The following is an 18,298-nucleotide window of genomic DNA, read 5'->3' as shown; positions in this document are numbered from 1 at the left end:
CGGCGTAGGCCGCTTATTAGCCCGTCCAAGAATTGGGGCGCAGTTCAGTGCGCAGCGGGGGTTCCTTCATGTCCGAGGACGTCCGCGAAGGTCAGCCCTCAGATCCTGCGGTGGGAGACTTAGGCCTCGTTGTACACCGTCTTGAGCTTCAGCAGGTGAGCGTAGCGATCCATAGCGGCCTGCTCGTTCTCCTTGAAGAGCTCCTCGGCGCGCTCGGGGAAGGAACGCGTCAGCGAAGCGTAACGGGCCTCGTTCATCAGGAACTCCTGATAACCGCCCGCGGGCTCCTTGGAATCGAGCGAGAACTTCTTGCCGGCAGCAGCCTCGGGGTTGAAGCGGAAGAGGTTCCAGTAACCGCACTCGACAGCCTTCTTCATCTCGGCCTGGCAGTTCTGCATGCCGCCCTTCTTGATGGAGTGCATCTCGCAGGGGCTGTAGCCGATGATGAGGGACGGGCCGTCGTAGGCCTCGGCCTCGTGGATGGCCTTGAGGGTCTGAGCCGGGTTGGCGCCCATGGCGACCTGCGCCACGTAGACGTAGCCGTAGCTCATGGCAATCTCGGCCAGGGACTTCTTCTTGGTCACCTTACCGGCAGCGGCGAACTGAGCAACCTGGCCCAGGTTCGAGGCCTTGGAGGCCTGACCGCCGGTGTTGGAGTAAACCTCGGTGTCGAAGACAAAGACGTTGACATTGTGGCCGGAAGCCAGGACGTGATCCAGGCCACCGAAGCCGATGTCGTAGGCCCAACCGTCGCCGCCGAAGATCCAGAAGGACTTCTTGGTGAGGTAAGCCTTGTCGGCGAGGATTGCCTTGGAAGCCTCGCAGCCGCACTTCTCGAGCTCGGCAACGTAGGCAGCGGCAGCGGTCTTGGAGGCCTCGGCGTCGTTGACAGAGTCAATCCAAGCCTGGCCGGCAGCCTTGAGCTCGTCGGACGGACCATCGGCGGCGATGATCTCCTGGGTGGCGGCAATCAGCTTGTGCTGAACAGCCTCATAGCCCACGGCCATGCCCAGACCGTGCTCGGCATTGTCCTCGAACAGGGAGTTGTTCCACGCCGGGCCGTGACCGTCCTTGTCCTTGCAGTAAGGAGCGGTGGCAGCGGGGTTGCCCCAAATGGAGGAGCAGCCGGTGGCGTTGGAGATGAACATGCGGTCGCCGGCGACCTGGGTCACCAGACGTGCATAGGCGGTCTCGGCGCAGCCGGCGCAGGAGCCAGAGAACTCCAGGTAGGGCTGCTTAAACTGGCTGCCCTTGACGTTGGCCGCGATGAGCTCCTTCTTCTCGGAGACGTTCTCGACCATGTAGTCCCAAACGGGCTGCTGGTCCATCTCCTGCTCGGTGGGAACCATCTCGAGGGCGCCCTTGGGGCAGACCTTGACGCAGTTGGTGCAGCCCATGCAGTCGAGCGGGGACACGGCCATGGTGAACTTCATGCCCTTGGCCTTGGGGCCCATGGCGTCGAGCGTGCGGGTAGCCTCGGGCGCGGCGGCAGCCTCGTCCTCGGTCATCGCGAACGGACGGATGGTGGCATGCGGGCACACATAGGCGCACTGGTTGCACTGGATGCACTTGGTCTCGTCCCAGTGAGGAACGACCACGGCGACGCCGCGCTTCTCGTATGCGGAGGCGCCCAGCTCAAACTGGCCGTCGGCGCAATCGACAAAGGCGGAAACGGGCAGGCTGTCGCCATCCATGCGATCGATGGGCTCGAGCAGGTTCTTGACCTGCTGGGCGATGGCGGACTTGGTCTCCTCGGAGAGCTCGACGGGAGCGGCATCCTCGGCAGTAGCCCAGTCGGCCGGAACCTCGAACTTATGGAAGGCGGTAGCGCCGGCATCGATGGCCTTGTGGTTGGCGTCGACGATGGCCTGGCCCTTCTTCATGTAGGACTTGGTAGCCGCGTCCTTCATGTACTGCAGGGCGTCCTCGGCGGGCAGGACCTTGGCCAGCGCGAAGAAGGCGGACTGGAGCACCGTGTTGGTGCGCTTGCCCATGCCGACCTTGGCGGCCAGGTCGATAGCGTCGATCAGGTAGACGTTGACGTTGTTGTTCGCGATGTAGCGCTTGGCCACGGCGGGCATGTGCTCGGCGAACTCCTCGTCGCTCCACTGGCAGTTGACCAGGAAGGTGCCGCCCGGCTTGACGTCGCGGACCATCTTGAAGCCCTTGACGATGTAGCTGGGGTTGTGGCAGGCAACAAAGTCGGCCTTGGTCACGTAGTACGGCGAACGAATCGGGGAATCACCAAAGCGCAGGTGCGAGACGGTGACGCCGCCGGTCTTCTTGGAGTCGTACTGGAAGTAGGCCTGGACGTACTTGTCGGTGTGGTCGCCGATGATCTTGATCGAGTTCTTGTTGGCGCCGACGGTACCGTCGCCACCCAGACCCCAGAACTTGCACTCGATGGTGCCGGGGGCTGCAGTGTTGGGCGCATCCTCGGCCTCGGGCAGGCTCAGGTTGGTCACGTCATCGACGATGCCGATGGTGAACTCGCGCTTGGGCTCGTCCTTCTTGAGCTCCTCGAAGACAGCGAACGCGGACGCGGGAGGCGTGTCCTTGCTGCCCAGGCCGTAACGGCCGCCGACGACCTTGATGCCCGTCTTGCCGGCCTCGTAGAGAGCAGAAACGACGTCCTGGTAGAGCGGCTCGCCGATGGAACCCGGCTCCTTGGTGCGGTCCATGACGGCAATCTTCTGGACGGTCTCGGGGAGAACGTCGACAAAGTGCTTGATGGAGAACGGACGGAACAGGCGAACCTTGACCAGGCCGACCTTCTCGCCGTGAGCGTTGAGGTAGTCGATGACTTCCTCGAGCACGTCGCAGAAGGAGCCCATGCACACGACGACGCGATCAGCATCGGGAGCGCCGTAGTAGTTGAACAGGCCGTAATCGGTGCCGAGCTTCTCGTTGATCTTCTTCATGTAGCCCTCGACGACGGCGGGAAGCTCGTCGTAGACCTTGTTGCAGGCCTCGCGGTTCTGGAAGAAGATATCGCCGTTCTCGTGGCTACCGCGGGTATGCGGGTGCTCAGGGTTGAGCGCGTGATCGCGGAAAGCCTGGACGGCGTCCATGTCGCACATCTCGGCAAGATCCTTGTAGTCCCACATGGCGACCTTCTGGATCTCGTGGCTGGTGCGGAAGCCATCGAAGAAGTTAAGGAACGGGGTCTTGCCCTCGATGGCGGCAAGGTGAGCCACCGGCGAGAGGTCCATGACCTCCTGGACGTTGCCCTCGGCGAGCATGGCGAAGCCGGTCTGACGGCAGGCCATGACGTCGGAGTGATCGCCAAAGATGTTCAGGGCGTGCGAAGCGACGCAACGCGCGGAGACGTGGAAAACGCCCGGGAGCTGCTCGCCCGCGATCTTGTACATGTTCGGGATCATCAGGAGCAGACCCTGAGAAGCCGTGTAGGTGGTGGTCAGAGCACCGGCGCCCAGCGAACCGTGAACGGTACCGGCTGCACCTGCCTCGGACTCCATCTCGACGACCTTGACCGGGGTGCCGAAGATGTTCTTGCGACCCTGGGCCGCCCACTGGTCGACATGGTCGGCCATCGGGCTGGACGGCGTAATGGGATAGATTCCCGCTACCTCGGTGTACGCATACGAAACATATGCGGCCGCCTCGTTGCCGTCCATAGACTTAAACTTACGCGCCATATACCCCTCTCCTCTCATATAGGTATACAGGCCCCGGCGATCGCCGGGATGTTGGCGTGATGGGATTTTCGCTGTTGCTTCCAATCATCTGGCAGGCGGACTTGGCAGCAGGTGCATGGCGTGGAGAGAAGGCATGCCAAGGCGAGGGGCGCTTGCGCACCGCAGGCCCAGCTACCCGTCTTGCACATGACCGAGCGCCGCAAAGGCCGCATGCCGGATGCTCCCGGGCACGCCCCGGCGATGGGAGGCGCCCGCAACGGAAATCCGCATGCGGGTTTATTGTACCCCGCCGTCAAGTGTAATTTCGGCAAATATAGGCGGGCGGTAAAGGTTTACCTTGGGTGACCGCCAAGGGCCAAAATGGCCCCTCCATCCCCGGGCGACTGGCTCTGACGCGCCAAGGAGTGTCCCCAAGTGCCGGCAGAAAAGGAGCGTCCCTATCTGCCGGCTAGAGGGCACCAAGGAGGATGGCATAGGTGGTGGATTCGCCGAGTTTGAGCTCGTCACCGGGGTTGAGCCGGGCGGAGCGGCCGGGCTCTACTTGAATACACACGCTCGTGGCCCCGTTTACCACCACGGTGCCGTTCGTGGACGACAGGTCCTCGACAAACCATGTGCCAGAATCGTCGCACCAGATATGGGCATGGCGGGCCGAGACATCGTCGCCGACATCGGTGATGTCGCCCTCCCCCGTTGCCAGCGCGCCGATCTCGACGCCTTCCTCACTCGGCTGGATCCAGCGCGGGGCGCTCACCACGTAGCCGTTTTGCACGCGCAACAGTCCCAACGGATGCGCCGGCGCGGCCTCGTGCTCGCCCGCGACCGAAGATGTGCTCAGCGAGCGCGGCGTCGACGTGGCGCCGCCACAGGTCGCATGAGCGTAGTCGATGGCATAGGTCACCGACGAGCGGACATCTGCCGAGCAACCCACGGCGACAAACAGCACCAGGATGGCCTCGGCGCGCTCGGCGGGCATGAGCTCAGCCGCCTGCGACAGGCGCTCGAGCGCATTACGATAGAGATTCGTGTCCTGATGGCATTCCTCGAGTGCCCGCACCATGGGCTCGCCAGCGGGGCCGCACACCATATTGGTCACGGCCGCGGCGTCCATGGGATTGCGACGGCGCAGGGCCAGCTGCGACATAATGCGCGCGGCCGAGGTGCCGTAATCGGCAAAATAACGTTCCTGCAGCGTGCCGACCGGCGCGCGCACGATAAAGCGCGAAACCCAGGAGCGATCGGCGGCACGGCTCTGCGGACTACGGCCGTCGACGAGCGGGCGGCTCGAGAGCACCAGGCCGCACAGTTCGATATGGCTCAGGTGCGCTGCGCGCTTAAAGATGTCAAACATTGCCCCGCACGGGGTGAGCTCGGCTTGAGAAGCCATGGCTTAGCCCTCCTTGGTCGCAGAGATAGTGTCGGATACTTCGGCCGGCCCGCCAAAGGCGCGGGCAGCCGCGGCTCCGCCGGCAAGCGGCGTCGCCATGGGAATTTTCACACGTCGCGCTGACACGACGGGAAGCTCAAAGGCAAACCCCATCGCCAGCAAAAACCACGTGAGCGCATAGGTTGCAATTATGGCGGCCACCAGGCCACCCGCCACGGCATGCTGGGAAAACACGGTACATGCGAGTGCAGCCAGAGCCGGGACCTCGCAGGCGGAAAGGGCCAACACGCCCCGCAGGAACCCCGCGCGGCGATTGCGCGCCAAGGCTCCGGCGGCAATGCCCACCATGCCCGGCAGCGCCAACGCCAGCGCGGCGATAATGGCTGGCAGCTTCCCGGACCACATAAGCGGTCCCACGATGAGCGTCACATGGGCGCCCGACGCCAACAGCGCCGCTGATACCACGACCACAGCCCAAAGCACGCCGCATACCGCCGTCGCACCAACCATCGCCGCGCGCCGGGCCGTGTGCCCCGATACCTCCATCGGGCACGGCATGAGCGGCTCGGCGCGAAGCGAGCGGGCGACATTTTGCGCATAGTGGTCACAAAATGCCGAGAGCGCCGCCTCCACCGCAGCCGGCTCGGGACGATCTTCCTGATGGCAGGACAGGCAGGCCATCACCACATCGAACAGCTGAGCGTCGACAAACGCCAGCGCATCGCGCAGATCCTCGGAATTTGGATCGAGCCCCAGCTGCTGAGCCTGTTCGGCCGCGGCAAGTGCCACATCGGGCTCGCGTCGCAGCAGTTGCGTCAAGTCGCAGCCGGGCGCGTGGGCGCCGACGGGATAATCGGGCAGCGTATCCATCTTGAGGCGATAAGGGCTGGCGATATCGCGAGTCTTTTTGCGCGAGCCCGAAGTACCCGACGCACCCGGCGCTACTTCGTACGGCGCGACACCGGCGATGAGCTCGTAGACCGTACTCGCCGCTGCATAGACATCGATCGCCGGCGACATGCGAAGCATGCGCAGGTCGGGAATATCGTCGGTGAGCATCTCGGGCGGGGCGTAGGCCACCGTCGCGCGGCGCAACGTGGCATAGCGCTCGGTAAACGACGCCTTGCCGCCGGCGCCGGCCACCGCAGAGGCGGGCTCGAGCGCCAGCGACGAGCCAAAGTCGATCAAGCACAGGTCGAAGGTGCCTTCGGCAAGCTGTCGGTCGAGCGGCAGGCGCGCCGTGCGCACCATAATATTAGCGGGCGAGACATCGCGATGGACGAACCCCTCGCCTACCAAGCTCATGCGGCAGAGCAGATCGAACAGGTCGCGACCTAGGCGCGCCGCAACGAGCGGCGACAGACGCCCGGCATCGTCCACGGCAAGGCGCGAGCGCAGGCGAGCGAGCGTCTCGCCCTCGACCCACTCCATGACAATCGCGGGCACGCCGTCGACCTCGCCCCACCCGTACAAGCGGGGAAAGCCCTTAAGGCCCGAAAGGGCACGATGGCATTCATATTCCTCGCGAAACGCCGCCTTGAACTTGGTGACCAGTGCCTCGTGGGCGACATCGTCATCAAATTCGTCGCGCGTTGGCAAGATGAGCTGCTTGAGCGCCACGGCCTCGCCCTGCGCGTTGACGGCACGCGTCACGCGGCCGATACCGCCGCGGCGCATGGTGGCGTCATCGGCAAACAGCATCGTAAAACGGCGCAGGTAGGCGGGAAGCTCGTCCGTGCCCAGGGCGACGGCCGGCTCAAACCCATCGACGCGCGCCAGGCGCAGGCCCACCATGGGATCGTGGGCAAGCGATTGGCTTGTGGCGGAAACAAGATTGGTCATCACAGAGCGATCGCCGCCACATTGTTATTGAAGTTGTTGAGCGCGACGTTATCGTCGCCGTAATGTCCGACCCATTGACACAGGTTTGTGTAGCAGCCCCAAAGGTTGGCGAATTGTCGATACCACTTTGACTGGGGAGGAAACGTCTGCCGGCCAAACTCGGCACGGATGACAAACATGTCATTGACCAGGCTGTCGCACGGTCCGGTGTCGCCCGTGGCGTTATAGGTCGACACCACGCTATTGGCGCGGGCGACATAGCCATCGAGCATGTTGTATTTGGTCACGAGCCAACTGTGGATACTCTCCTCCTCGGCAGCTGAGAGGCTACCCGAGCCCGTGTCGCCGCCGGCGCCGCCGTCCATCGAGCCACCACTCGAAGATCCGCCGCCAGAAGCGGAGCCCGAACCGGAACCGCCGTCCGAGCCCGACGAACCGGTGCCAGAACCGGACCCATCCGAGCCGCCGGTTTTACCCGCCTGCTGCGTACCCTGTTCCTTCTGCTGCTCCGCCTTGTTAACGATAGATGCCACGCTGTTGTTGGAAAGCTTCGTAATGACCTTGGTGTTGGTGAGCACGATGGTCTTGCCGTTTGCCAGCGTGATCTCGTTGTCCGATGTTTCGGGACTGTCCGCATCGTCGCCACCGAACACAACGTGCGAGACCACGCTCGCCCACGCATATCCAGTTGTCGTTCCCAAGTCGCTTTTGGCCTTGCGCCCAATATGCAGATCGCGCGCAGCATGCGCCTGCACCATGGATGGTACCGTCACGCCATAAGCCGAAACACTGGCTATGACCAGCACGAGCGAGCAAGACAGCAGCACATACGCCCGAGGCGCCAGGCCCAGCCGGCGTCGCATGCGCACCGCGGCGCCGTGCTTTGTCTGAGTGCCCCCGGGCCGCATGCGTTCTCCTCCAACAAAAACACGCCGCTTAAAAGCGGCGCATTCTTTCATATCCACGTTTGAGTGTATCAGCGAACCCAAAAGGTTGCGCAACGAATGGGCAAATACGAGGTGCGAGCGGACCCATCCACGCGATAAGCGGATGAAAAGCAGGTTTGTTGCACAACAAATAAATGAACGCGCACCCAATTATGAGTGCCCCGTGCGGCAGGCCGACGGGACATGCCGCGAAGCTGACGCCGCTTAGATCGCGCGGCGGGCCTCGATAGCGCGGCCAAGCGTAAGCTCGTCGGCATACTCCAAGTCGCCGCCCACGGGCAGGCCGCTCGCAAGACGCGATACCTCAACGCCCAATGGCTTGATGGTGCGAGCAAGGTAGCTCGCCGTGGTCTCGCCCTCAATGTTGGGGTTGGTGGCGATAATGATCTCGTGGATGTCCTCGTGGCCCAGGCGCGCCAGCAGTTCGCGGATATGCAGCTGCTCGGGACCGATCTTGTCCATGGGGCTGATCACGCCGCCCAGCACATGGTACAGGCCATGGTAGCTGCCCGTGCGTTCGATTGCCTGGACGTCGCGCGGCTCGCCCACCACGCAAATGCGAGTGGTATCGCGCATCGGGTCCTGGCAGATGGAGCACTCGTCGGCCGTGGCGTAGTTAAAGCAACGGCTACAAAAGTGAACCTCCTGCTTGACCTCCAGGATGGCCTCGGCCAGGCGGCGGGCCTCCTCGGCATCGGCCTCGAGCAGGTAATAGGCGATGCGCTGGGCCGACTTGGGACCAATGCCCGGTAGACGACCCAGCTCATCGAGCAGCTTTTGCAGACTATGGTTGGCACTCATATATATGCGCGTCTTAGAACGGCATGCCCGGGATGTTGAGGCCGCCGGTGATGGCGCCCATCTGCTTGTTGGCGAGCTCGTTGACGCCGCGAACGGCCTCGTTGACAGCAGCCATGATCATGTCCTGCAGCATATCGACGTCCTCGGGATCGAGGGCATCGGGATCGATGGTGAGGTTGACGAGCTCCATCTCGCCGTTGACGGTCACCTTGACCATGCCGCCGCCGGCAGAGGCGTCGACGGTCTGGGACTTGAGGTTCTCCTGCGCGGCGGCAAGCTGCTCCTGCATCTTGCGGGCCTGCTTCATCATCTGCTGCATGTTCATACCGGCCATGATGGCTCCTTTACGTGCGGCCGCACGCCGAGCTGCAAGGGCAGCCGGAGCGCGGCGGGACTTTCAAACTCAAAAATCGTACCACGGCGCGAGGCCAGCAAGCGGGGCGGACGTGTTACCTCAGTCGATATACATGTCCTGGAGCGTGACGATTTGCCAATCTTCGCGTCCGGCGAGCTTCTTCTTTGTCGCGGCGCTCACATCATGCTTGCAAAACAACATGAAATGAGAGGCGGTGAAACCTTTTACCAAGCCTCGCTTGCTTTCGAGATCGTTAATCTCTGCCGACTCGTCAAACGATTCCCTGTATTTGCACTCCCCGATCACCAGACGCTTTGACACCCGATCGGCAGCTAAAACATCGATATCATCCTGAGCCCGTTTGTCGGGATTCGTTCCCCACCACGACGACACTGCCGTTGCCGGAATTGGCAACTTGCCCTGTTTCGCCTGCTCAACCAGCCACTCGGCACACAACGCCTCAAACCGATGACCCAGGTATTCGTTCAGTTGCTCTTCTGGAAGCGCGTTGACAACTGCCTGGCCCAAACCGCCCTCGATATCGGACGAATACGGCATGACGAACCGGAACCAAAATGCATAGCACGGCTCGGAAAGCCGATAGATTCCGCGCTTGCTGGTTTCGACACTCTCGCCAAACGGAACGACCTTTTCGATAATTCCCACCGATTCCAGTGCCTTGAGATAGCGGGGCAACGTTGTCTGGGCAACACCCACGCGATCTGCGATTTGCTTTGCGCGGTTTGCACCGGCAGCCACAGCCCGCAAAATCGAGTTATACATTGCCGGCTCCTGAAACTCCTGACGAATCAGGCCCTCAGGCTCGCCATAGAGAAACCCCATGGGATCGAAGTAAAGCCGGGCCAGATTCTCCTTGAGTCCCATGCTCGAATCCAGCTGCTGCAGATAGTACGGGACACCGCCAAAGCAGCCGTAAAATTTAAAAGCCTCATGAGCGCTCAGACCCGGAAGCATCTTGGCTGCATCCCTAAATCCAAGGTCGCGCACCTTGATTTGAGCCGTGCGCCGGCCAAACAGGGGGCTTTTGCGTCCCAGCACATTGCTTTCCATAAAACCCTGATTGCTGCCGCAAAGAATGAGAAATGCGTTCGTTTCCCTGAAGGCCCGGTCGATGGCGACCTGGAAAATCGAGGGCAGCGCCTCGTTGCGCATCGCCGCATAGGGAAACTCGTCGAAAACAAAGACAAACCGCTCGGTTCGTGCCCGGTCGGCGATGAAGGACAGCGCGTCGGCCCAGGAAGAGAACCCGCCAATCGATGTGGGGAGATTGAAAAAGCTGGCGATAGCGCGATTAAAATCCGCAAGGTTGTCGGCGTCGCTTTGCTCGAGAGCGGTAAACGAGAGCGTCCTTTTGCCGCGGCAGAACTCGTTAATCAGCGTCGTCTTTCCCACGCGCCGACGACCGTACACGACGGCCATCTGAAATGAACGCCGCTCATAAAGGGATTCGAGTTTTGCAAGCTCTGCTTCGCGTCCGACAAACATTATGCACTCCCGAATTATGCAATGTTGAATAATTCACACTTGCATAATATCTCAAGCTAAATCTAGTTGAGCAGGAATCAGACAATTTATCCGCACGGCTAAATGCCAAGCCGCTGCTCGAGGCGGTGCGCATGGCGGCGGGGTATAATTTGATTGTCATAGATGACAATTTGGAGGTGCCCTCGTGAATGTCCCAGCCGTACTCCAAAGCATCCGCTCAAAACACCCCGTTGCATATTTGGCTCTCTATCTCTTTGCCGGCTGGGTATTACTGGTTATCATCACCCATGCCATAGCCTTTGGAGCAGAACTGCTGGTAGCCGGCTCGGACCAGCCCGTCGTCAAATGGGAGACGACCGATGAGTGCGCCGACGGAACCCGAACCATTTACTACAACAGCCCGTCCCTCTACCAAGAGTTCAAGGTCAAGATAAAGGACTCCAAGATTGTCGATGCCGAACTGGGCGACTATTCGGCAATCGGAGCAAGCGTCAGCTCCGAACAAGTCGAGCACACGGACAGCCATGCGACGTATCGTATCGACCTCAGCATCCTAGGCCGACCGTCACGCGCCTGTCTGCTCGAATGCGATATACGCGGCACCACACTACACATGTCCGAAATACAGATGCGCCCGGAAGAAGAGTCCCTGATGGGCTAGAGGCCCTAGGTCCAACGAGCGCCGTTCAAAGCAAAGAAGTCTCTTCTTGAGCAGTATACCCGCCAGTACGACTACTCCACCGGTTTGAAGATGGTGGACTGGCCGAAGACGCTACGGATGAGGGCTTTGGCCTCGTCCTCGGTCTGCGGGATGCTTGGGGCTGCGCCTTGATGGCCGAAGGGGCTGCCCGCGCCGGGGTTGGACTCCCAGGGAGCCGCAGGAGCGTCCTCCTCTTTGGGGGCAGTTGCAGCGGGCTTGGGCGCGGACGCCGCACCCGGCACGTCGAACGGGGGCAGATCGTCCCCGCCGGCATCGGCAGCAAAACCGCCGACCATGACATCGTCGTAGGGAACCTGCTCGGATTCCCACGGTGCAGACTGCGCGGCAGGCTGAGATTTGGGGGCGGACGCGCGCTCGGGCGCACGGGGCGCAGGCTCGGTCGGGAGCTTGCCCGTGGCAGGAACGCCGGCGGGGTTGTCGGAGCGCAGCCAGGGGGCCTTAGCCAGGTCGGATGACTTGGGCGCAGGCGCGGCAGCGGGCTTGGGCGCGGGCGCCGGGGCAGCAGTTTTGGGCGCAGCGGGCTCAGGCGCCGACGGGGCCGGTGCCGCTACCGGCGTCGCCTGCTGCTGCGGAGCGCTGGCGCTCGAGGATGCAGGGGCCGCCGAGGACACGGGTTGCGGGTCCGCAGATACCGCAGCCCGTGCAGATGGAGAATGCTCCTCATGTTGAGGAGCCGGCGTGCCACCCCCATCCAGGACATAGTCGACGGTACGACGACCGAAGACCGCACTGACTGTCGGCAGGACCACCGACTGCGTGTCGGCGCGTCCGAGCATCTTGATGGCAAAGGTCGAGCCCGCGGGGAACGAGACCGTGAGCTTGGAGCCGTCATCTGACGTGGCGCGGGCGTTGAGCAAAAGTCCCGCGTAGGAGGCCTGACGAGCCTTGACGCGCTCGACAACCTCGGCCCATTTGCGCTGGAGCTCGCCGGCATCCTCAACCGCAGGGGTCTCGGCGGCGCCGGCGGCAGCAACCTGAGCGGCAGTGTTGGACTTGGACACCGGCACGGTCGATGCCGCAGGCGCGGGAGCCGCAACGGGTTGAGGTGCAGGCGTTACAGGTTTGGGCGCCGACGCAGGAGCCGCGGACTTGGGCGCAGACTGAGCCGCCGGAGCGGCAGCACCACGGTCCCAAGGCATACCGCCCTGATGCGCGGACGTAGCAGCGGGGGCGGCAGTCGCCGCGGGAGTAGCGGCTCGGGCACCCGAGATCAGCGTCGGCTGCTGAGCAGCAACGGGTACGGACGCCGCAGGCGCGGCGGCCTGAGCAGCAGCCACGTTCGCCGGTACCGCAGCGTTGGCAACCATGGCCTCCAAACGCGCAACGCGCTCGGCCAAAGCCTCAATCGTCAAATCGGCCTCGGGACGCGCCAGGCGCGTGCAGGCGATCTCGAGCACCAGGCGCACGTCGCTCGCACCCCTCATCTCCAAGGCGGCATCGTCGAGCACCGTCAGCACGCGAGCCAAACGATCGGCAGGATGCTCGCCAAAGGCAGCGGCCTCGGCAGCAAGCGCCTCGGCCTGTTCGGCCCCGCCCTCAAACAGCTCGGCACGGGCGCCGGCGACGCAGGCAACATACACGTCGCGCACGTGCGCCACCAGGTCGCGCGTCAGTTCCAGCAGATCGTTGCCTTCCTCGACCTGCGCGCGAATAAGCCCATACAGATCGGCGACATCACGATCGGCAATGGCGCGCGCAAACTCGCCCAGAATCTGGTCCGAAACTTCGCCCAAAAGCGAGCGGGCATCGTCCGCATGCACGGTGCCGTTGCCGAAGACGCTCAGCTGCTCCAGCGTGGAGAGCGCGTCGCGCATGCCGCCCTTGGCGTGGCGCGCCACGATGGCGAGCGCCTCGTCGTCGTAATCGAAGCCCTCCTGCTCGCACACGTATGCCAGGCGGCGCTCGATATCCTCGTTACCGATGCGGTGGAAATCGAAGCGCTGGCAGCGCGAAAGGATGGTCTCCAGAATCTTTTGCGGGTCGGTGGTGCACAGCACAAAGATCACGTGCGCCGGCGGCTCCTCGAGCGTCTTGAGCAGCGCGTTGAACGCCGCCGTCGTGAGCATGTGGACCTCGTCGATGATATAGATCTTGTACTTGCCACGCACCGGGGCAAAGTTGACGGAGTTGATGATCTCCTCGCGCACGTTGTCTACGCCCGTGCGGCTTGCGGCATCGAGCTCGTAGACATCGGGGTGGTTGCCCTCGGCGATGAGCTCGCATTCCTCACAGGTGCCGTCGGGCATGCAGCCGCTCGCACCCTCGGCGCGCGCCGCCTCGGCATTGCGGCAGAGCAGCGCCTTGGCAAGAATGCGCGCCATGGTGGTCTTGCCCGTGCCGCGCGGACCGCAAAACAGGTACGCGTGGGACAGGCGCCCCTCGGTGATGGCGTGCTCGAGCGTCGAGACGATATGCTGCTGGCCCACCACGGAGTCGAAGGTGAGCGGGCGATACTTTCGATACAACGATTCCATGGGTGCTCCCCCGGGTATACTGAGTCTTGTTGCCGCGACGGCCATGCGGTCGCACGGCATACTGCATTCATAATAACCCGTACGGCGAGCCCGCCGCGATAGGAGCCCAAAGAGCATGGCAGACGCAGAGAGCAACCTCGTTCCCTCCGAAGCAGCCGACCAGGTCGAGGTCGCGCTCGAGGAGCAGGCAGCAGCCGATGACGGCATCCTGTACCTCAACGAGTACCAGTACGAAAACGACCTCGTCACCGACTTCGCCCGCCTGGTCGCCTCGCCCAGGCGTCGCGGCTCCCTGTATGTCGCCGCGGCAATTGCCGCGCTCATCGGCATCGGCATGCTGGTGGCCGGCGGCAACTGGATCAAGTTTGGCGTCGTCTTGATCGTATTCGGCGCCTTTTTGGCCTGGTGGAGCAAAAACCTGCACCACACCCTCGCCCGCGACTTTATCGACGCCGTTGAGGCCGACGAGTCCATGGGTGGCCGCTATCGCCGCGTCGCCGCCAACGAGGACGGCCTGATGGTTTGGGGCACGAGCGGCAAGTCGCAGTTCTTCCCGTTTGAAAAGCTCGACCACGTGCTCGACGGCGAGCGCATCTTTGTGGCCATGTTCGCCGACCAGGGCGTGACGATCCCTAAGGACACCTTTGTCCGCGGCGATGCCGAGCAGTTCGGTCCCTTCCTTAAGGCGCGCATCAACAAAAAACTCCGCATCGAGACCAAACGCAAGAAGATGAAGGCAGAAAAGGCCGCTGCCGAAGCAAAACAGGGCGACAAGCCCCAGGAGACCAAGGGCAAGCAGCGCAAGCAGAAGAAGAGCAAGAAGAAGCGGTAGGCCGGCCGACACCGAAGGCGCCTCGTCCCGCGCCCGATTCCGGGCCGGGGCGCCTGGAATCGGGCGCGCGTACCGCCAATGGACCCGTTTTGCCTTGCTCTCGAGCTATTTCACTTCAAACCTTAAGAGCCTCCGCTCCGGCAGATCGGTCATCTTCATCGTGTAAGTCCCGGGAAATGCTTTCTCAAAACGGACGGTCTCGTAACCTTCGAAATAGTCGTTGGTGTTCTGCATCATAAATGGGACGAGCAACTCGTTTTCTGCCCCAACCTCCACGGCAAACGCAGCAGAGCCGCCAAGGACCGGCATGGCTTGCGTTATCAGATCGGTATTGACTACAAAATCATAGTTTGGCGCAGACTCCGGAACCAGATGCCAAACATACGCTTTGATTCCACCGTCGATATTATCCCTATTTCTGACACGCATCTTTACGGCGATAACGCACGTGATGTCGGCATCCTTCAGTCTCGTTTTCGTATCCACGGTGCCATATTTTGAATAATCGTCATGTGCTCGTTTGAGATACTCGCGCGGCGTGAGCAACTCTGCCCCGTCTATGCAAAACGAATACCCATCAGTCACCACATCCTTCGACCCCAGAAACGCTCCATCCATCGAGAGCCATTCGCCCTCCGCGTAATATTTCTCAGGAATGACCGTCCGGTTCCCGTTAACGACGCTCACCCTCATGCCCGCAAGGCCGGCAGCAGCACAGCAAAAAAGCGCGAGCGCCGATCTTCTCGTCCACAGGGTCTTCTTCATCGCGCTCACGACCTTTCCCGAACTTTCACAACGGCACCGTCGCGCATGCAGTAAACCCGATCGGCCAGTTCCTCGAGCACCTCTCCGTCATGGCTGGACAGAAGGACCTCACGACCCGTTGATGCCGCCATCGCCACAACGCGCTTGAGCATTTCAACGCCCGCTTCGTCGAGGGCATTCGTTGGCTCATCGAGAACAAGCAGCTTCGGCTTCTCCATAATTGCCGCAGCTATCCCCAGACGCTGCTTCATCCCAAGCGAGTATGCTCGGAACTTCTTTTTTTCGTCTGCATCGAGCCCCACGAGCCGCAGGGCAGAGCGAATGTCCTCGGGGGTGGCAACGCCCTTGATCTGAGCGATGAGCTTCAGATTGTCGTAGCCAGACAGATATCCCAAAAAGGAAGGCGCCTCGATCAACATCCCCAGACTCGGCGGGAACGAGATGTCCGCCCCAAGCCTTTGGCCATCGATAGAGATTTCGCCTTCGGTAGGCTTGATCAACCCGCAAACCGCTCGCATGAGCATGGTCTTACCCGAACCGTTTATCCCCTGAAGCCCGACCACAGTCCCAGGGTCAACCTCGATGGACACGTTGCGCAGAACATCGTTTTTGCCCATGCGCTTCGATACGTCCCTAACGATCACGCTCATATCTTGTCCCCCTTTTCTATAAGGTCGGCCCTTCGAAACCACAGTCCACCCAACGATAGGCATAACGACATAATCACAATTGAAAACAAGCCACTCGAGCCCGCCGCGATTCCCTCTTTGACAATTCCGCCCCAGCGCAACAGCATCAAGGCGTTACCCAATAGCGCCCAATGTCGCGCATATGCCGAGCAGATCAGGTAGCTCGTTAAAACCACAAACGAGACCGACGGCCCAAGTACAAAGCCAATCACTGCCTGCGCAAACGCAAGCGCCTCGAAAGCAAAAAAGAGTCCTACGAAAAACGGCAGCGCATCCGCCTCGGCAGCTTTGAGAAACCACGGCGCCAAATTAGCCAGTTGAAGCGACTCACCATGAATGACCGCGCTGAACGAGGAGCTCACCACCAAGCTCCAAATCACAACAGAGCAAACCACCACGAGCAGTGAAAATGCCGTTACTGCCGCCACCAAGATAAAACGCGAGACCCACCAAAGGGTTCTTGCCCGGCATCGAACAAGCGCTTGCAAACCAAACCCGTGCAACGATTCGGTCGGATAGTCGAGTGTTGTATAGAGAATAAGCAGAATGAGAAATAGCCATCCTAGCGGAGGCACAAACATGACCCCGGGCCTAGGCTCAAACGGAGCAGATCCGGCAAACACGAGCGCAAGATTATCCGCAAACCCCAAGGTATCCGTTCTAACCCCATACACAGAAGACAATCCGTAGGCGTACACCAAGTTCGCAACGGTCACTGCCGCAATTGCAATAAAAGTGATGATGTTCTTCTTCAAAACGGTCCTCAGGTCCGCGGCGACCAGCCTAAACAGCATCAGACCACCTCGCGTCTTTTCCACGCCCCAGAAAAAGCCAACGAAGCAAGGGTCAATAATATGATTTCCGCAAAACCGGCTCGAATGTCTGGCCAGTTATTCAGCGATTCCGACCTGATGCTGTTGAGGATATTGCAGTTAAACCCCACACAAGCCATTACGCCGAAGATCCAGCCATTTGCAAAATGCCACGCAACCATTAGCAGATACGGGACAATTATCGCTTTGATTCTGCTACGAAACAAAATTGAGAAGCCAGTTACAGCCATGGATAAAGTCCCGAGCGTGACAGCATCGAACAGCGTGTATGCGAGCACATATGACAAAGGATGCGAATAAAAAAGACCGGAGAAGTAGCTATGCAGGTATAGTCCTACGTAAGTCGACTCATCGACCCGAGGAAGATACGCAGGAAAAAGCATCGAGACGATCAGGAAATTGACGAGCAGAGGAATGGCAGTCACTGTAAACGCGGAGAGGAAAGCAGACAGCATCTTTACGTTCACGTACGCCTTTCTGGAAACGCGCGTGCATATCTGCATGTCATAACCACTCAAACGCTCAAAGAGACACGACCAAGATCCAGCCAACATTGCAAGCAGGGGCAGTGCATAGAAAAACACCGACGCAGACAGTGGCGCGTTCGCGCTCACAACAATCCAGTTACCGAAGCTGCTTTCACGTGTTTGACCGAGATAATTTTCGGCTTGCACGCCAACGCCGTAACCAAAAGAAAGAAGGTTGTGGCGCTCTTTTTCCAAATTTGCCCACGGCTCCAGCGCGGCAGCTATTGCAACTGCGACCGCAATCAAGAGAGCAAGGATAAAAGCTGGACGTCTAATCGTTTTCGACAGTTCGTATCTTGCGAGCTTTTGGTTCATACGTCCTCCTCCCCCTTCCGACCCAGAAAGCCGGAAGGGAGCCATTTCAAACAACTATGCGGGAAGCTTGTGGAAATGCCCGACGCAGTCGGGGCTCCATACACCAATAACAGTGCCGTAGCCAGACTCCGCCCATGCAGTCAGTCGCGCCGCAGATCGCCCGTTCTCACGGACGAGGTTATACATTTCCCACTGTCCCTTGTGATTCGAACGATACGTTCCCTGAGTACAATTCATGCTGCCGCTACCGCTTGTGTTATACGCACCGTCTGTATATAACCGAAGCGGATTTCCCGTATGGCCCTGGATATCCAGATAGAGCGATGAGGAATCATCCTTTTGACGGTAGCCAGTTGCACTCGTCCCGGCACATTGAAAACTAAATGCCTTATCGGCATTGTTCGTACAGGTCGTAATTCCCGTATCGGCGTTTTGAGTAATGCTGGAAACCTGAGAGGTGTCAAACTCCTCTTGTGCAAACGATGCAGCGGGAACCCCTAGGGACAGACCAGCTGCAATCACCAAGCCGACTCCGATTCGAGCAATAGCGCTCCTTGGCTTAATCATGGCCTTCTCCAATCAAAAGCGGTTAACAATGCGTCGACGCACGGCAACCTTCGCATGAATAGAGAAAGATGTCTGTAA

General features: G+C 60.7%; 15 protein-coding genes. 2 read left to right on the top strand and 13 right to left on the bottom strand.

Translation table 11 applies throughout. From position 1 onward, the window contains the following. Positions 1-119 precede the first annotated feature (119 nt). From nifJ to DWZ15_RS05290, 7 genes are all read right to left on the bottom strand, one after another. Complete coding sequence (gene nifJ, locus DWZ15_RS05320; protein WP_118449808.1) at positions 120-3,659, bottom strand: pyruvate:ferredoxin (flavodoxin) oxidoreductase; 3,540 nt, start codon at positions 3,657-3,659, stop codon at positions 120-122. A 448-nt stretch (positions 3,660-4,107) separates the two neighbouring features. Then, on the bottom strand, positions 4,108-5,046 hold the full coding sequence (locus DWZ15_RS05315) for an FHA domain-containing protein (RefSeq protein WP_118449806.1): 939 nt from the start codon (positions 5,044-5,046) through the stop codon (positions 4,108-4,110). Between the two features lie 3 nt (positions 5,047-5,049). Next, positions 5,050-6,888, bottom strand: a complete 1,839-nt coding sequence (locus DWZ15_RS05310) for a hypothetical protein (protein ID WP_118449804.1) — start codon at positions 6,886-6,888, stop codon at positions 5,050-5,052. Beyond that, the gene (locus DWZ15_RS05305; RefSeq protein WP_147352314.1) at positions 6,888-7,796 is read right to left on the bottom strand and encodes a hypothetical protein; all 909 of its coding nucleotides are present in this window, start codon (positions 7,794-7,796) and stop codon (positions 6,888-6,890) included. The genes DWZ15_RS05310 and DWZ15_RS05305 overlap by 1 nt, the downstream gene beginning before the upstream one ends. Before the next feature lie 243 nt (positions 7,797-8,039). Then, positions 8,040-8,636 carry a recombination mediator RecR gene (recR, locus tag DWZ15_RS05300; RefSeq protein ID WP_118449800.1) on the bottom strand — a complete coding sequence of 199 codons (597 nt, stop codon included), beginning with the start codon at positions 8,634-8,636 and terminating at the stop codon, positions 8,040-8,042. A 13-nt stretch (positions 8,637-8,649) separates the two neighbouring features. After that, on the bottom strand, positions 8,650-8,970 hold the full coding sequence (locus tag DWZ15_RS05295) for a YbaB/EbfC family nucleoid-associated protein (protein ID WP_006235174.1): 321 nt from the start codon (positions 8,968-8,970) through the stop codon (positions 8,650-8,652). Between the two features lie 120 nt (positions 8,971-9,090). Beyond that, positions 9,091-10,497 carry an ATP-binding protein gene (locus tag DWZ15_RS05290; RefSeq protein WP_118449798.1) on the bottom strand — a complete coding sequence of 469 codons (1,407 nt, stop codon included), beginning with the start codon at positions 10,495-10,497 and terminating at the stop codon, positions 9,091-9,093. A 184-nt stretch (positions 10,498-10,681) separates the two neighbouring features. Between DWZ15_RS05290 and DWZ15_RS05285 the strand changes: the two genes are divergently transcribed. After that, positions 10,682-11,158 (top strand): hypothetical protein, encoded by a 477-nt coding sequence (locus tag DWZ15_RS05285; RefSeq protein WP_118449796.1) that lies wholly within the window; start codon positions 10,682-10,684, stop codon positions 11,156-11,158. 71 nt (positions 11,159-11,229) lie between these two features. On the opposite strand, the gene dnaX is transcribed toward DWZ15_RS05285, so the two are convergent. Continuing rightward, positions 11,230-13,692 carry a DNA polymerase III subunit gamma/tau gene (gene dnaX, locus DWZ15_RS05280; RefSeq protein ID WP_158572499.1) on the bottom strand — a complete coding sequence of 821 codons (2,463 nt, stop codon included), beginning with the start codon at positions 13,690-13,692 and terminating at the stop codon, positions 11,230-11,232. A gap of 115 nt (positions 13,693-13,807) precedes the next feature. Between dnaX and DWZ15_RS10490 the strand changes: the two genes are divergently transcribed. Then, the gene (locus DWZ15_RS10490) at positions 13,808-14,524 is read left to right on the top strand and encodes a hypothetical protein (RefSeq protein WP_089573261.1); all 717 of its coding nucleotides are present in this window, start codon (positions 13,808-13,810) and stop codon (positions 14,522-14,524) included. Between the two features lie 105 nt (positions 14,525-14,629). On the opposite strand, the gene DWZ15_RS05270 is transcribed toward DWZ15_RS10490, so the two are convergent. From DWZ15_RS05270 to DWZ15_RS10415, 5 genes are read right to left on the bottom strand one after another with little or no spacing between them, the layout of a single operon-like run. Continuing rightward, the gene (locus DWZ15_RS05270) at positions 14,630-15,289 is read right to left on the bottom strand and encodes a DUF5028 domain-containing protein (protein WP_117584193.1); all 660 of its coding nucleotides are present in this window, start codon (positions 15,287-15,289) and stop codon (positions 14,630-14,632) included. A 5-nt stretch (positions 15,290-15,294) separates the two neighbouring features. After that, a complete protein-coding gene (locus DWZ15_RS05265) occupies positions 15,295-15,906 on the bottom strand; it encodes an ATP-binding cassette domain-containing protein (RefSeq protein WP_231500810.1) in 612 nt (203 codons plus the stop codon). Between the two features lie 29 nt (positions 15,907-15,935). Next, positions 15,936-16,733, bottom strand: coding sequence for a hypothetical protein (locus tag DWZ15_RS05260; RefSeq protein ID WP_147349620.1), 798 nt, complete (start codon positions 16,731-16,733; stop codon positions 15,936-15,938). Positions 16,734-16,771: 38 nt separating this feature from the next. Next, entirely contained in the window at positions 16,772-17,653 is an 882-nt protein-coding gene (locus DWZ15_RS05255; protein WP_089573265.1) for a hypothetical protein, read from the bottom strand. Between the two features lie 54 nt (positions 17,654-17,707). Beyond that, complete coding sequence (locus DWZ15_RS10415; RefSeq protein WP_124785772.1) at positions 17,708-18,220, bottom strand: hypothetical protein; 513 nt, start codon at positions 18,218-18,220, stop codon at positions 17,708-17,710. Between the last annotated feature and the right edge of the window lie 78 nt (positions 18,221-18,298).

The organism is Collinsella sp. AF29-7AC (genome assembly GCF_003475665.1).
Lineage (GTDB): Bacteria > Actinomycetota > Coriobacteriia > Coriobacteriales > Coriobacteriaceae > Collinsella.
Note: the sequence above shows the minus strand (reverse complement) of the source record. Positions and strands in the feature narration are given on the sequence as shown.

Bases quoted from the DNA above. Each gene is read 5' to 3' on its own strand.
- dnaX (WP_158572499.1), bottom strand. From the start codon at position 13,692: ATGGAATCGTTGTATCGAAAGTATCGCCCGCTCACCTTCGACTCCGTG.
- DWZ15_RS05265 (WP_231500810.1), bottom strand. From the start codon at position 15,906: ATGGGCAAAAACGATGTTCTGCGCAACGTGTCCATCGAGGTTGACCCT.
- DWZ15_RS05290 (WP_118449798.1), bottom strand. From the start codon at position 10,497: ATGTTTGTCGGACGCGAAGCAGAGCTTGCAAAACTCGAATCCCTTTAT.
- DWZ15_RS05315 (WP_118449806.1), bottom strand. From the start codon at position 5,046: ATGGCTTCTCAAGCCGAGCTCACCCCGTGCGGGGCAATGTTTGACATC.
- DWZ15_RS10490 (WP_089573261.1), top strand. From the start codon at position 13,808: ATGGCAGACGCAGAGAGCAACCTCGTTCCCTCCGAAGCAGCCGACCAG.
- DWZ15_RS05270 (WP_117584193.1), bottom strand. From the start codon at position 15,289: ATGAAGAAGACCCTGTGGACGAGAAGATCGGCGCTCGCGCTTTTTTGC.
- DWZ15_RS05305 (WP_147352314.1), bottom strand. From the start codon at position 7,796: ATGCGGCCCGGGGGCACTCAGACAAAGCACGGCGCCGCGGTGCGCATG.
- recR (WP_118449800.1), bottom strand. From the start codon at position 8,636: ATGAGTGCCAACCATAGTCTGCAAAAGCTGCTCGATGAGCTGGGTCGT.
- DWZ15_RS10415 (WP_124785772.1), bottom strand. From the start codon at position 18,220: ATGATTAAGCCAAGGAGCGCTATTGCTCGAATCGGAGTCGGCTTGGTG.
- DWZ15_RS05310 (WP_118449804.1), bottom strand. From the start codon at position 6,888: ATGACCAATCTTGTTTCCGCCACAAGCCAATCGCTTGCCCACGATCCC.
- DWZ15_RS05255 (WP_089573265.1), bottom strand. From the start codon at position 17,653: ATGAACCAAAAGCTCGCAAGATACGAACTGTCGAAAACGATTAGACGT.
- nifJ (WP_118449808.1), bottom strand. From the start codon at position 3,659: ATGGCGCGTAAGTTTAAGTCTATGGACGGCAACGAGGCGGCCGCATAT.
- DWZ15_RS05295 (WP_006235174.1), bottom strand. From the start codon at position 8,970: ATGGCCGGTATGAACATGCAGCAGATGATGAAGCAGGCCCGCAAGATG.